The organism is Paenibacillus sp. WC2504, from assembly GCF_052682475.1.
Genome location: NZ_JBQZFH010000001.1, coordinates 5,136,724 through 5,150,940 on the forward strand (window position 1 = coordinate 5,136,724; position 14,217 = coordinate 5,150,940).

At 46.7% G+C, this 14,217-nt stretch carries 17 protein-coding genes; 1 reads left to right on the plus strand and 16 read right to left on the minus strand.

Features of this window, described 5'->3' with window-relative positions; translation table 11 throughout:
• The first annotated feature begins 41 nt into the window (after nucleotides 1-41).
• Complete coding sequence (locus ACUN27_RS23325; RefSeq protein WP_145655433.1) at nucleotides 42-134, plus strand: YjcZ family sporulation protein; 93 nt, start codon at nucleotides 42-44, stop codon at nucleotides 132-134.
• A gap of 71 nt (nucleotides 135-205) precedes the next feature.
• Here the strand turns inward: ACUN27_RS23325 and ACUN27_RS23330 are convergent, their stop codons facing one another.
• The 16 genes from ACUN27_RS23330 to ACUN27_RS23405 form a co-directional block, all read right to left on the minus strand.
• Nucleotides 206-433: a helix-turn-helix domain-containing protein gene (locus ACUN27_RS23330; protein ID WP_315949152.1), complete on the minus strand. Its 228-nt coding sequence runs from the start codon at nucleotides 431-433 to the stop codon at nucleotides 206-208.
• A gap of 101 nt (nucleotides 434-534) precedes the next feature.
• Nucleotides 535-1,338, minus strand: coding sequence for a sporulation transcription factor Spo0A (gene spo0A / locus ACUN27_RS23335; protein WP_326063817.1), 804 nt, complete (start codon nucleotides 1,336-1,338; stop codon nucleotides 535-537).
• Nucleotides 1,339-1,570: 232 nt separating this feature from the next.
• Complete coding sequence (spoIVB, locus tag ACUN27_RS23340) at nucleotides 1,571-2,911, minus strand: SpoIVB peptidase (RefSeq protein WP_445560657.1); 1,341 nt, start codon at nucleotides 2,909-2,911, stop codon at nucleotides 1,571-1,573.
• A gap of 118 nt (nucleotides 2,912-3,029) precedes the next feature.
• The gene (gene recN, locus ACUN27_RS23345; RefSeq protein WP_326061074.1) at nucleotides 3,030-4,760 is read right to left on the minus strand and encodes a DNA repair protein RecN; all 1,731 of its coding nucleotides are present in this window, start codon (nucleotides 4,758-4,760) and stop codon (nucleotides 3,030-3,032) included.
• A gap of 15 nt (nucleotides 4,761-4,775) precedes the next feature.
• Nucleotides 4,776-5,225 (minus strand): transcriptional regulator AhrC/ArgR, encoded by a 450-nt coding sequence (gene ahrC, locus ACUN27_RS23350; RefSeq protein WP_315949150.1) that lies wholly within the window; start codon nucleotides 5,223-5,225, stop codon nucleotides 4,776-4,778.
• A gap of 2 nt (nucleotides 5,226-5,227) precedes the next feature.
• The gene (locus ACUN27_RS23355; protein WP_315949149.1) at nucleotides 5,228-5,680 is read right to left on the minus strand and encodes a hypothetical protein; all 453 of its coding nucleotides are present in this window, start codon (nucleotides 5,678-5,680) and stop codon (nucleotides 5,228-5,230) included.
• A gap of 242 nt (nucleotides 5,681-5,922) precedes the next feature.
• Nucleotides 5,923-6,756, minus strand: a complete 834-nt coding sequence (locus ACUN27_RS23360) for a TlyA family RNA methyltransferase (protein WP_326061077.1) — start codon at nucleotides 6,754-6,756, stop codon at nucleotides 5,923-5,925.
• Between the two features lie 38 nt (nucleotides 6,757-6,794).
• A complete protein-coding gene (dxs, locus tag ACUN27_RS23365) occupies nucleotides 6,795-8,681 on the minus strand; it encodes a 1-deoxy-D-xylulose-5-phosphate synthase (protein ID WP_445559646.1) in 1,887 nt (628 codons plus the stop codon).
• A gap of 117 nt (nucleotides 8,682-8,798) precedes the next feature.
• Nucleotides 8,799-9,695 (minus strand): polyprenyl synthetase family protein, encoded by an 897-nt coding sequence (locus ACUN27_RS23370; protein WP_315950358.1) that lies wholly within the window; start codon nucleotides 9,693-9,695, stop codon nucleotides 8,799-8,801.
• A gap of 10 nt (nucleotides 9,696-9,705) precedes the next feature.
• Entirely contained in the window at nucleotides 9,706-9,960 is a 255-nt protein-coding gene (gene xseB / locus ACUN27_RS23375) for an exodeoxyribonuclease VII small subunit (protein ID WP_315949146.1), read from the minus strand.
• Nucleotides 9,947-11,317, minus strand: a complete 1,371-nt coding sequence (xseA, locus tag ACUN27_RS23380) for an exodeoxyribonuclease VII large subunit (protein ID WP_326061079.1) — start codon at nucleotides 11,315-11,317, stop codon at nucleotides 9,947-9,949. Before xseA ends, xseB begins: the two co-directional genes overlap by 14 nt.
• An 8-nt stretch (nucleotides 11,318-11,325) precedes the next feature.
• On the minus strand, nucleotides 11,326-12,192 hold the full coding sequence (folD, locus tag ACUN27_RS23385; protein WP_315949144.1) for a bifunctional methylenetetrahydrofolate dehydrogenase/methenyltetrahydrofolate cyclohydrolase FolD: 867 nt from the start codon (nucleotides 12,190-12,192) through the stop codon (nucleotides 11,326-11,328).
• Between the two features lie 50 nt (nucleotides 12,193-12,242).
• Nucleotides 12,243-12,701, minus strand: a complete 459-nt coding sequence (nusB, locus tag ACUN27_RS23390; RefSeq protein WP_315949143.1) for a transcription antitermination factor NusB — start codon at nucleotides 12,699-12,701, stop codon at nucleotides 12,243-12,245.
• 163 nt (nucleotides 12,702-12,864) lie between these two features.
• Nucleotides 12,865-13,092: a DUF2273 domain-containing protein gene (locus ACUN27_RS23395; protein WP_127449651.1), complete on the minus strand. Its 228-nt coding sequence runs from the start codon at nucleotides 13,090-13,092 to the stop codon at nucleotides 12,865-12,867.
• Between the two features lie 14 nt (nucleotides 13,093-13,106).
• Complete coding sequence (gene amaP / locus ACUN27_RS23400; RefSeq protein ID WP_127449649.1) at nucleotides 13,107-13,667, minus strand: alkaline shock response membrane anchor protein AmaP; 561 nt, start codon at nucleotides 13,665-13,667, stop codon at nucleotides 13,107-13,109.
• An 88-nt stretch (nucleotides 13,668-13,755) separates the two neighbouring features.
• A complete protein-coding gene (locus ACUN27_RS23405) occupies nucleotides 13,756-14,169 on the minus strand; it encodes an Asp23/Gls24 family envelope stress response protein (RefSeq protein ID WP_315949142.1) in 414 nt (137 codons plus the stop codon).
• Between the last annotated feature and the right edge of the window lie 48 nt (nucleotides 14,170-14,217).

The window sequence follows — 14,217 nt, forward strand, 5'->3', positions numbered from 1 at the left end:
TCTCGAAACACAAACCAAATCTCAGTTGGAGGTTGATTCGGATGAGTTGTGGAACTGGTGGGTATAATTCTTCAGCAGCAATCTTGGTACTTTTCATTTTGCTGGTAATCATCACTAGCGCATTCGTTTGGTAATTAAACTTACAGAAGGCTGCCTACTTAGTAGGTAGTCTTTCTGACATTCCACCTGCAACTGCCCTTATAATTTAATTCACGGCGGGCTCGCTTGTGATTAATTCATATAGATCATTTACTTCGCACCCCAGAGTAACAGCAATCGAAATTGCCGACTTGAGCGGCATAATTCGTTTATTTTCCACGAAATCAGAGAGCTTCTCCGGCTTAAAATGCAAGGCTTGTGCTAATTCCTCCATCGACATCCCCTTTTCTTGCAAACGCTCACTTAGCAGGCACCTGCCGAGTTCATATTTCATTGATACAATCCCCCGCTTCATCTCGTTGTAATAAACAATAAAACCCAATAAACCAAATTGGTTCATTGGGTCCATATACGGTTATAAAGATTCTAACTGTCTCAAGAAACCTTATGCTCAATTCTGAGCTTATCCGCCACCATCGCGATAAACTCGCTATTCGTCGGTTTCGATTTCGAGATATTAATGGTGTAGCCAAAAATAAAGGAAATGCTGTCGATGTTGCCGCGGGTCCAAGCGACTTCAATCGCGTGGCGTATCGCGCGCTCAACGCGGCTAGGCGTCGTTTTGTACTTTTCAGCGATTGCCGGGTAAAGCGTTTTGGTGATCGCGCCTAAAATTTCGATGTTATTATACACCATCGTAATCGCTTCGCGAAGATATTGATATCCTTTAATATGTGCAGGAACGCCGATTTCATGTATGATGCTTGTGATATTTGCGTCCAAATTTTTTCCTTTAGGCATATGTACGACATTCGCGCGAGGTGATGAAGCCGAAGAGGTTGTCGCATTGGTTTGCGTATTACCGACCAGCTGGCGGATTCGATTCGTTAACGTTTCCATGTCAAAAGGCTTAAGTATGTAATAAGAGGCTCCAAGCTGTACAGCCTTTTGCGTAATATTTTCCTGACCGAATGCTGTCAACATGATGATCTTGGGCTGCGTAGGCAGGTTCATTTCCCTCATTTTTTCGAGTACGCCCAAACCGTCCAGATGAGGCATAATAATATCTAAAATGAGTACGTCTGGTAATTCGCGTTGTTGTTCGAGAAATCGAAGAACTTCATTACCGTTATACGCAACCCCTACAATTTCCATATCCTCTTGCTCACCAATGAACTCGGATAATAAATGGGTAAACTCACGGTTATCGTCGGCTAGTAATACTTGAATTTTTTGCAACGTAAAATCCTCCTTTAGCTACTGGGCAGGTTTGGTTATTTCTCTCTTAAGAAAGGTATTCGACACCCCAACTTAAATTCCTTCTGTCGAATATTATTTTTCTTTTCTTTTATTTCACTTTCTTATATAATAATATATTTATCTTCTGCATACTACATTTTTCGACAAATTCAAAGTAAAACGGATATTCCTTTGTAGAATCCGGTTAAAATAAAACAAAGAACCAAAGGCTTTAGCTCGCCTTTGCTTCTTTGAAAGTCGCTCCATTTGAAGGTCTAAGAATAATCCCTGAGTCTTGAAGCATCCACTCGATAAAGCAGCCATAACCGCTTGTAGGATCATTAACAAACACATGCGTCACGGCACCGATGAGTTTCCCATTTTGAATGATGGGGCTGCCGCTCATCCCTTGCACAATACCGCCCGTTTTATCTAACAAACGAGGATCCGTGATTTTGATGACCATGCCTTTTGTTCCTGGCATATCCTGTTTAGAGACGTGAACGACTTGGATATCGAATTTCTCGACCTTTTGGCCTTCGACTACGGTATAAATCTGTGCCGGACCTTCCTTTACTTCCTCAGCGAAAGCAACAGGAATAGCTTCTTTATCCAAGCTATGATCAGGCGCAGCATACATTTTGCCAAAGATACCGAAAGCTGTGTTACGTTCGATATTGCCAATCACTTTACTATCTTTGTAAAGCGTAGCATGCTTTTCGCCGGGATCGCCGTTGTGGCTTTTGGAAATTGAGGTCACATTGGAGTACACGATATCCCCGTCACCTACAATAATTGGCGTCTGGGTATCCATATCCGTGATAACATGTCCCAGAGCTCCATATACACCCTGATCAGGTGCATAAAAGGTCAAAGTGCCAACACCTGCTGCCGAGTCGCGGATATATAACCCCAAACGATAAGACTTGTCTACAACATCATAAACGGGTTGAAGTTTAACCGAGATCTCTTCATTGTTGCGCAAGATTTTGAGATCCAGAGGCGTTTTGCTCTCTCCGGATTTGGCAACCAGGTCCGCAACCTTACTGACATCCTTCGAATCCTTGCCATTGATTTTGGTAATCAAATCTCCGACTTGAATTTTCGCTTCTTCACCAGGTGAAACTTTTTGGTCTGGGGCAACAGTTACCAAGTGATGGCCTACCACCAGAATACCGGCAGATTTAATCTTCACTCCGATGGTTTGTCCACCTGGAATGACTCTTAAATCAGGTACAACATTCACTTTCACTGTTTTAATCGGAATTGCGCCGAACAGCTTGAGCTTCATTTCGGTTTGCCCAGAGCGATCGGACTGTAAGGAAATGGGTTCGTTCAGATTAACTTGAAATGAGTGCTCAGCGTTGCCATTAACTTTCACAATGTCCGTGTCTTTGACAGTCACTTGCGCGCTAACGGGCATCGTTAATTGTAGCTGCTTCCCTTGACCGCTAAACAAGCGGAGTTCTTGGGGGAAGGAGGCAAAACTTTGAAAAGGCGGAGACAAACTTACCATACAAACGAAGAAGACGAGCAGGAGTCCGAACAATCTTTTCCTTTTGCTGGATTGCAATATCTTCACGCTCCCTCACACATCCTTAGGCCCTGACGAACTTCGTCGTCAAATGCGTACCTATAAGTTAACCCCACTCCCCCTGTTTTATAACTGAAAATGATGACTATCTATACTTTCATGCCCTTGCTTTCTTATTTCTTGCCATGGCAAGCATTTCCCCCGCATGATGCAGCGTCGTTTCCGTTACTTCGACCCCGCCGAGCATCCGCGCCAATTCTTCAATTCGCCCGGAGTCCGGCATATCTTGCACCCGTGTGAACGTTCTGTCCTGATCTACTTCTTTGCGAATATAGAAATGGACATCAGCGAAGCTGGCCACTTGCGGTAAATGTGTAATCGAAAAGACTTGACAGTTATCTGACAAATTAGACATTTTCTCAGCAATCGCTTGCGCCGCGCGTCCACTTACCCCTGTGTCAACTTCGTCGAAAACGAGTACGGGAATCTGATCGATTCGGGCAAAAATAGTTTTCATAGCCAGCATGATTCGCGATAATTCCCCGCCTGAAGCGATTTTGCTGAGCCCGCGAAGCGGTTCCCCCGGATTAGGAGCCATCATAAATTCGATCTGATCGATCCCTTGGCGCGAAAATTTCACTTTCTTCCCTTCGACTTCGATCCCGTTTCGCTCATCAAGCACTTGCTCGACTTGGACGCGGAACTGAGTCCGTTCCATCTGCAGATCGCGAAGCTCATGCTCAATCTGAACGGCGAGCTGCTGAGCAATCCCGCGGCGCATATTAGATAGATCAAGCGCAGTGACGCCTAATTGTTTTTCGAGCGCAGCAAGCTTGGCCTCAATTTTCTGAATGTGCTCGTCCTTATTCTCAATTGTATCGACTTCCGTTTTAATTTTCTCCAAGTAAGTTAGGATCTCTTTAATATTCTCTCCATATTTTCGGCGAAGAGACGTGATTGTATCCAATCTTTGTTCAATAAAATCCAAGCGAGACGGATTAAACTCAATGCCTTCTCGATAATCGCGTAATTGGTAAGCTGCATCCTCCAGCTGATAGTAGGCGGATTGCGCTTGTTCAAGCAGTGGCGTAAGATTGGCCGGATCCAATTGAACGATATCTTGAATGCGAGAAACCGCTTTGCCTGCGGCATCCAACCCACGATTCGTCGCATAAAGGAAATCATAAGCTTCCGAAGTGCTTTGATACAGCCTTTCTGCGTTCGCCAGTTTGCGCTTCTCTTCCGCCAAAGTTTCATCTTCGCCAACCTTCAGCTTCGCAGCCGATATCTCATCGATTTGGAAACGATATAAATCAAGCATCTGAAGCGCTTGTTTACTCGTTTCCTGAAGCTCGCGCAAATCCTTATGCAATTTCATATATTCATCATAAGTAGATTGATAGATTTTTTTAGCCGCAGCTATTTCCGCATCCCCGAACAAATCAAGAGAATGGATGTGCTCTTCATCGTTGAGCAGCGATTGATGCTCATGCTGTCCATGGATGTTAACGAGCCATTCCCCTGTTTGACGCAGCATCGTAAGATTCACAAGCTGCCCGTTAATTCGGCTGGAGCTCTTCCCAGTAGCCGTAATTTCCCGACGGATAAGCAAATGCTCTCCGGGATCCGCTTGAATGCCGAGCTCTGTCAGCGTGTGCCATACCGGATGTGTTTGCGGAAGCTCGAACATGGCTTCAATCTCTGCTTTGTCTGCACCATAACGGACCAAATCGGAAGAACCCCTGCCGCCAACTATGAGTGTCAATGCATCAATGATGATGGATTTCCCTGCGCCTGTTTCCCCTGTTAGAACATGAAACCCCATTTTAAAACGGATGTGCACATGTTCAATAACCGCCAAATTACGAATCGATAATTCTGTAAGCATGTATTCCTCCTGGCTTTAAGATAATAAGGACATAACTTCGTTTACAAAAGAAACGCTTTTCTCTTTGCCGCGGCAAATCACAAGAATCGTATCATCACCGCAAATGGTTCCCATGACACCTTCCCACTCCAAATTATCGATTAGTGCACAAATGGTGTTTGCAGTACCCGGCAGACATTTCATCACAACCAGATTGTCGGTACTATCAATGCTCACAAAATGATCACTGAGCGCTCTACGCAGCCTCTGCATAGGATTGAACCGTTGATCGGCTGGCATCGAATATTTGTATCTCCCATCATCCAGCGGGATTTTAATGAGATGGAGCTCTTTGATATCTCGGGAAACCGTCGCTTGGGTAACATGGAAACCAGCCGCTCGCAGGGACTCCACCAATTCATCTTGCGTTTCAATTTCGTGATTCGTAATGATTTCCCTGATTTTTACATGCCTTTGACCTTTCATGCCTACACCTCTATATGGAATGTGATTTTTTTGATTTTATTCATGGCCATATCGACATAAAGCACCCCTTCAGCCTCCGGATAAATAAGGCTGTAAACCAGCAGCATATCGCGAATGGAGCTGCCTGTCATTTCAAGCGGCTTACGTTCCTTGGCTACTTTAACCAGGTAAATGCGATCATCCTTCTGGACAAAATAGTCAATAAACAGCCTGCTTTCCAGCTGCTCTTTATCGTTCAAGGTCATGGAGATTGGAATTTTGGTTTTACCGGCCAACACGTCAAAGCCAGCGCCTTCCAGCAGCTCAACAACTTCATCCTGAGGAATTTCTGAATGTTTTGGAATTCGGATTCGCTTTTTCGTTGGCCCATCCAGCCATCTTTGAAATCGAAAAAATAGAAAACCTATACCTACAATCAGGATCAGCAAAATGACTGTGACATCGCCTTTCTCCATGTCCCTCACCTCGCCATAGTATTCGCGGATGTTGTCCGTAAATCCTTTTTATAAAGCAAGGAAAAACGACTTCGTTGTCTTTCTTGGACGAGCGCGTTTGTCAACCAAAGATAACGACTTCGTCGTCCCTTAGGACGAGCGCGTTTGTCAAGGTAGAGCGAAGCAAATGTAAAAAACTTATGTTTTCTAATCTACTGAAAAAACCCATCTCTGGGCCGCAAAAAGGGTGCTCAAAGATGAGTTTATTTGCCATGCAATTTTTGTGCTTCTTTTACGGTAAGGGCAATGAGGTCTTTCAGCGAAGCAGCGTCAGCAAGCGTGGCATCATCATTCGAATCGCTTGACCAGTAAGCTAAAAATTCAATATTTCCTTCCCCACCCGTAATCGGTGAGTACGTTAATCCTTTCAATCGAAAACCAAGCTCTTCCGCAAAAGTGAGCACCGTGGTCAAAACTTCCGCATGCACGTCTGGATCCCGCACAACACCTGATTTTCCCACTTTCTCTCGTCCTGCTTCAAATTGCGGTTTAATGAGCGCTACAACGGCACCCTCGTTCAATAAGATTTCTTTAAGTGGCGGTAAAATAATGCGCAAGGAAATAAATGAGACATCAATGCTGGCAAAAGTTGGCCGCGGGCCGTTCAAATCTTCCATGGTGGTGTAACGGAAATTCGTTCTCTCCATCACTTGAACACGCTCGTCATTGCGAAGCGACCAATCCAATTGATTGTAGCCTACATCAACCGCGTAAACCTTGGAAGCGCCGTTCTGCAGCGCACAATCTGTAAAACCGCCTGTGGATGCGCCGATATCAATCATGACAGCGCCCGCTAGATTGATCTCAAACTGTTTTAACGCCTTTTCCAGCTTCAAGCCACCTCTGCTTACATAAGGATGAAGCGCCCCTTTCACTTTCAGCACGGCTTTTCGGCTGATCTTCATCCCTGCTTTATCTGCGGGTTCTTCGTCAGCAAAAACAAGGCCTGCCATAATGGCGGCCTTTGCTTTTTCCCTGCTTTCAAAATAGCCTTGCTCCAAGAGCAATAAATCCAATCGTTCTTTATCCGATGACATTGTGTTTGTCTTTACTCCTATTCGTAGCGTTGCAGCGTTTAGGCCCGTTGTCTTTTGCGAGGCACGAGCTTCTTCACTTCAGCAATTAAATTGTGTGCAGTAAGTCCGACCTCTTCACGTTGTTCCTTCACCGATCCATGCTCAACGAAATAATCAGGAATCCCCATCACGTTAACATGTAATCCTGTGAAATGATTAGCTGCAAAAAACTCCATGACAGCACTGCCAAACCCGCCTTGAATGGCGCCTTCTTCCATCGTGATAATCGGTATCGATTCATTCGCCAACTGGCGTAAGTAGACTTCATCCAGCGGTTTAATGAAGCGAGCGTTCACAACGCGAAGTTTGATTCCTTCTTTGGCTAATTGCTCAGAAGCCTCTAAGGCAACTTGAACCATCGGACCTACCGCCAAAACTGCGGCATAGTCGCCATCACGCAGCGTCTCCCAAGTTCCGATCGGGATGGCTTTCGGAGCTTCATCGAGGTTCGCCCCGACTCCGCTATTCCGAGGATAACGATAAGCAATTGGCCCTTCGTCATATTCAAGAGCTGTCTGCATCATATCCTGTAATTCTTTCTCATCCTTCGGCATCATCAACACCATATTAGGCAACGAGCGCAAGAAAGCAATATCGTATACGCCTTGGTGCGTTTCGCCATCAGGTCCTACAAACCCGGCGCGGTCAATGGCAAAGGCCACATTCAACTTCGGACGGCAAATATCATGGACCACTTGGTCGTAAGCTCTTTGCAGGAAAGTGGAATAAACGGCAAACACCGGCTTTAATCCTTCACTGGCTAACCCTGCGCATAACGTAGCCGCATGCTGTTCAGCAATCCCAACGTCGATCATGCGGCTTGGGAATTGCTTGGCAAACTTAAGTAAGCCTGATCCCCCCGGCATAGCAGGTGTAACCGCCACGATGCGGGAATCCTGTTCAGCCATCTGAATGAGTGTATTACCAAACACCTCTGTATACATGGGAGGTCCAACCGATTTCAACACTTGGCCTGACTCAATTTTGTAAGGTCCTGGTCCATGCCAGCTATGAGAGTCTTGCTCAGCAGGCGTGTAACCCTTCCCTTTTGTAGTGACGACATGCACAAGCACAGGCCCGACAACTTTCTCTGCTTGCTTCAAAGTATCCAGTAAAACAGGCAAATTGTGTCCGTCTACGGGACCGATGTAAGTAAAGCCTAACTCTTCAAACCAAACTCCGTTCAACACAAAATATTTGAGACTGTCCTTCAGCTTCTCCGCTGTTTTTGCCAACGTGCCGCCAATGGCAGGTATTTTCTTAAGTAAATGTTCAACTTCTTCTTTCGCCTTCAAATAATGGCGATCCGAACGAATCTTGCTTAAATAGTTATGAATCGCCCCGACGTTGGGCGCAATGGACATTTCATTGTCATTCAGAATGACCAGTATATTTTTCTTCTCATGACCAATATGATTCATGGCTTCCAGCGCCATGCCGCCAGTAATAGCACCGTCACCGATGATGGCAACGACTTTGTTGTGTTCGCCTTTGAGATCACGCGCCATGGCCATGCCCATCGCTGCGGATAAAGAGGTACTGCTGTGTCCGGCTTCCCAGACGTCATGTTCACTTTCAGATCGCTTGATAAACCCACACAAGCCTTTGTACTTACGCAATGTATCAAACTTATCCTTGCGGCCTGTCAAAATTTTGTGTACATACGCCTGATGACCCACATCAAAAAGCAATTTATCATAGGGGCTGTGGAACAAGGTATGTAAAGCGATGGTGAGCTCAACCACACCTAAGTTCGAGGACAGATGTCCACCTGTAACGGATAACTTTTCGATCAGAAATTGACGGATTTCACCAGCCAATACCTCAAGCTCCGCCATGGATAACCGTTTCAAATCCTCAGGTCGATTGATTTGTTCGAGCAGCACGCTTGTTTCCTCACTTTCAATGTGAAAATACTGAGATTCATTTCACCATTATATCATAGTTTTGGGCAAATCGTGAAAATCCACCCTAAGTAACAACAAAATATGTAAAATAAACCTTTAATGATCTCTTTCCATTAGATAATCAGCAAGCTGAAACAGCCGCTCCGGATTGGTAAACCCGCCTTGCAGAAGTGCTTTCTTAGCCTGTTCGGTCAATTCTTTGACCTTCATCTCGGAAGCTTCGAGCCCTATAAAATACGGGTAGGTCACCTTTTGCTGCTTCTCATCACTCTTCACCGGCTTGCCGAGCTTCTGCTCATCCCCGATAATATCCAAAATATCATCTTGAATTTGAAAAGCAAGTCCTATCGCATTCCCGAATTCGCTTAGCGCAGCTAGCTGCCCTGGTGTGGCTCCGGCAATATGTGCGCCCGCCCGCAGTGAAAATACGATGAGATCACTTGTTTTATGCAGATGGATGAATTCCAATTCTTCAAGCTTCGTTAAGCCCTGTTCTCCAAGCATATCAGCGGCTTGTCCACCAACCATACCTCTTGCACCCGCGTATGCAGCAAGTTCTTCCGTGATGGATAGCACGCGTTCCGCTGGGATGCCATGTACTTTGTGAGCTTGCGTGATGCTGTAGAAGGCGTGTGTCAGTAGAGCGTCTCCGGCCAGGATAGCCATAGCTTCCCCGTATACTTTATGATTCGTCAGTTTACCTCTGCGGTAATCATCATTATCCATCGCAGGGAGATCATCATGAATCAAGGAGTACGTATGCACCATTTCAATCGCAAGTGCTGCAGGTAATGCTGCTGCTTGGGATCCTCCAAGCGCCTCAGCTGCCGCCAGAACAAGAATAGGGCGAAGCCGTTTCCCGCCAGCCATCAGCGAATAGTTCATTGACTCACGCAGAGAGGCAGGTACATTCCACTGCGCAGGGAGTGCTTGTATTAATGCTGCTTCGACCATTTCAGCATTCGAAGCAATATATTCACGAATAGTGGACATTGTCTTCAACCTAATTCCCCTTATCTTCCAAGGCAGGTTGGAAAGGCTTCCTGTTTATAGTGCCTGTTTCCCCTTCAACCAGCATCTCAATTTTCTTCTCGACTTGCTCAAGCTTCACACCGCACAAGTGAGAGAGCCGCACACCTTCTTGATAAAGCTCAATCGCTTTCTCCAGAGGTACGTCGCCGCTTTCCAATTGCGCCACAATGCGCTCCAATTGCTCAATCGCGACTTCAAAACTTACTTCCGTTTCATTCGTTGACATTTTGGTTCTCCTCCATCCCCGATACTTGGCAGTCCAATCTGCCGTCCTTGAGGCGAATCTTCACATGGTCCCCAACCTTCACCTGGGTAACGGAGCGAATGAGGACCTGGTCCTCTTCGTCATACGCCAAGCTGTAGCCGCGCTGCATGACCTTCAGCGGGCTGAGGGCGTCCAGATGACGGACGCTGGCTTGCCACTCCTGCTTCTTCGCACGCAGGAGGGTCTGCATGGCCGTGAGCATCTGCCGCCCCGAAGTATCGAGGCGCCGCCTTGCGAACACGGCCTGCTCTTTGGGATTGAAGCTGCTGAGCGTACGCTCCAGCTTCATATGCCGCTCCCCCAGCCGCTGAACGCGCTGGCGCATCCGGTAACCGAGCTGCTCCGCCAGCCGGTCGAGTCTTTCCGCAGGCTGCATCAGCAGCTGCCTGCGGGGGTTCGTCAAGAACGGCGAGCGCTTCGCGCGCTCCAGCCGTTCCTGCTTGCGGCGCAGCTGCTGGAGCAGCCCGTAGTGCAGGCGCTGCGCCTGCTGCGATAGCTGCTGCTTCAGCTCCAGCGTGCTGGGCACGGCGAGCTCCGCCGCCGCCGTAGGCGTAGGAGCTCTCAGATCGGCGACGAAGTCCGCGATCGTGAAGTCCGTCTCGTGGCCGACGGCCGAGATGACAGGAATCGCGGAGGCTGCAATCGCCCGCGCCACAGCTTCCTCGTTGAACGCCCACAGCTCCTCCAGTGAGCCGCCTCCGCGGCCCACGATGAGCACGTCGGCTTCACCGAGGCGGTTCATCGCTTCGATCGCCTTAACGATCGAAGGAGCTGCTCCTGTCCCCTGTACAAGTACGGGGTACAGGAGGATTTGCACCGACGGATAGCGCCGCTGAAGCGTGATGATGACATCACGGATCGCGGCCCCCGTCGGGGAGGTGATCACGCCGATCGCACGTGGAAACCGAGGAATCGGTTTTTTGCGCTCCGCCGCGAACAGCCCTTCCGTTTCGAGCTTCTTTTTCAGCTGCTCGAAAGCTAAATACAAGCTGCCGATGCCATCCGGCTGCATCGCTGTCACATAGAACTGGTAGGCGCCGTCCCGTTCATACACGGAAATATTACCTCGGGCAATTACCTTGGTACCTTCTTTGGGAATGAAGCCTAGCCTCTGGTTATGGGAGGCGAACATGATACTCTTCAGTCTGCCATCGGCATCCTTCAACGTAAAATACATATGGCCGCTGGAATGATGCGTGAAGTTGGAAATCTCTCCTCGCACCCATACATCCTGAAGGCGATTATCGCCTTCAAGCAGCAATTTAATATAGCGATTTAAATCCTTGACAGAAAAAATCTTCGTCTCGTTTCTACCCATAAGCTCGGTTAAACACTCACATTCACTTTAGCGGCGCGGCTTGCAGCATCCACCGTATTGCGAAGCAGCATTGTAATCGTCATCGGTCCCACACAGCCCGGCACCGGTGTAATTGCGCTTGCTATTTCTTTTACCGCTTCGAAATCAACGTCACCAGTCAACTTGCCGTCAGCAGGACGATTCATCCCCACATCGATGACAACTGCGCCTGGTTTTACGTGATGAGCTTTAATCAAATGCACTTTACCTACGGCAACAACAAGAATATCCGCTTGCTTCGTAATTTCCTCCATATTCGGAGTACGTGAATGAACAATAGAAACAGTTGCATGTTCGCGCAGCAATAACATAGCCATTGGTTTCCCAACAATATTGCTTCTTCCAACGACGACAGCGTGTTTACCTGCGATTTCTACGCCTGTGCGTTTCAAAATTTCGATAACCCCATGAGGCGTACAAGGTTTCATACCATCTTTACCGATCATTAAATTCCCAACATTCACGGGGTGAAAGCAATCCACATCTTTCAATGGGTCGATTTCATCCACAACAGCTTCTTCATCAATATGTTTAGGCAGGGGTGATTGCACAAGAATGCCGTTAATTCTGTTGTCGCTATTAAATTTGTGAATGAGTGCGATTAATTCTTGCTGAGTCGTAGCTTCAGGCAAACGGTGTACTTCCGAATAAATGCCTACGTCGTCGCATGCTTTTGCTTTATTTCGAACATAAACTTGCGAAGCCGGGTCTTCCCCTACAATGACAACCACAAGACCTGGTTGATGGCCACTCGCTGTAAGCGCTGCAGCATCCGCGCGAATTTCCTCACGAATAGAACTTACCAATTCTTTTCCATTAATAACTTGACCAGACATGTTTTTTCCCCCTAAAAATGTTGTGAACATCATCTTCGTAAGCTGTTAAGTTAAGTTGGTGTGACCTTACTTTTCAAATCTTCGACTTCCTTGATCATTTTACCAAGAACACCGTTGACGAATTTTCCGGACTCGTCTGTGCCGTAATGCTTAGCCAAATCAATGGCTTCATTCACGACAACTTTCGGCGGAACGTCGTCTCGGTAGAGCATTTCGTAGACAGCCAGACGCAGCACTTCACGATCAATGCGTGACAGCCTGTCCATTGCCCAGCCTTTCAAATACTCTTCCAGCAGCTCATCAATTCTAACTTTATTGCTATATGTCCCCTCGACCAGCTCCACAATGTAAGCTGAATTAATTTTGTCCCCTTTGAAATCCAATTGCGTTTCATTGTCATTTTCCGCTTCATGAACAGCGATTTGGACAGCTTCCTGAGGGGTAGCCTCATTCATCTGGATTTGGTATAAGCTTTGTACAGCAAGTTCTCGTGCAACTCTGCGTTTCATTTTGTTCCTCCTAAGAGTTTTGCTTTAGCAAAACTGTCTTCGCAAGCGTAAACTTTGAGTTTTGCTTTAGCAAAACTGACTTCGTCCTTTAAAGCTCTTTTTGTTAGTATACGTCATAATGGAGCCAATCCAAACAAAAAAATCCATGGATGTACCAGGGATTTTAGCGAAACATTCTCCATTTTTGCGTGAGATAGCGCCAAATGTCTTCAAGCATGACGAAACTTTCCTTGCGATCCAGTTTGTTCCCAATATAAAATCCGACCAGAACAATGAATCCAAAGATCAGCATATCCCAGAATCCAAAAAATAAATAAATGAAGCCGAAGAAAATGCCTGCTGCCACTCCGATCACTTTGCCCCTATGGGACTCCCACAATTCGTTCCACATGAGTGGGTTCACCTCTATTCGACTCGGCTTTTAAACGTTGGGGCTGATTGCACGATATTTGCTACGAATACGGTTACGGAAGCTACGGGAATGCCGGTAATGTCCTCTATGTAACTTTTCACAGTACTTTGCATCTCTTCCGTGAGTTCAGGAATCGAACTTTCGCCATCCACCACGGTTCTGAGCGTAATTTCAAGTCCTGATTGATTCACTCTTACACGCGCGCGCAGGTCTTTGGCACCTTTCGAACGACCAGCAGCTTTCAAAGATAAATTCTCGACGGTTTCCATAGAAATGCGAATATCGCCAAAATCCGTGCGTTGATCAATCGATGGCGCTTGAGCGCGGCCGCGGCGAAGCGTTAGAATGAGAAACCGAACAGAAATTAGCAGCATAACCAAGCTAATAACGATGGCCGGATATGCATAGTTCTTCTCGTAATAGAAATTACGTAACAGTTGACCTACTTGTTCTAATGGGATCCAGCTCGATGCTGTGAACAATACAAGGATAGATGCAACGAAAATAATTAGGCTATAGAGAAGCAGCAAGAGCCTGTCCACAATTTTACCCACGTAAGCTTGTCCCCTTCCTATAGTTAGAGGAAACCCCCTGCATGCTGTAGGGGGTTTCAATGATCCATATGGATGCAGCAATTCCGCCTTATTTCACTCGACCAGCAGCTGCTGTTTCTTCTTCAACCGGTTTATCTGCCTGTTTAAAATGAACATCATGAATATGAACATTAACCTCAACGACGCTAAGTCCAGTCATTGATTCGATTGCGTGCTTCACATTCTGTTGAATGGCGCTAGCAACCTCAGGAATGCGATTCCCATATTCGATAATGATGGAGACGTCAATGGCAGCTTCACGTTGTCCGACTTCTACCTTTACGCCTTTGGACAAGTTCTTGCGTCCAAGCAATTCAGCAATGCCGCCAGCAAGTCCACCGCTCATCCCCGCTACTCCTTGCACTTCCACCGTTGCCAAACCGGCAATGATTTCAATAACCTCGGGGGCAATTTGGATGCTGCCCATGTCTGTTTTGACGTAATCCGGAGCGATTGTGCTCATTGTGGCACCTCCTAAGAATTTTTGGATAAGCCATCCTTAATTTATAAC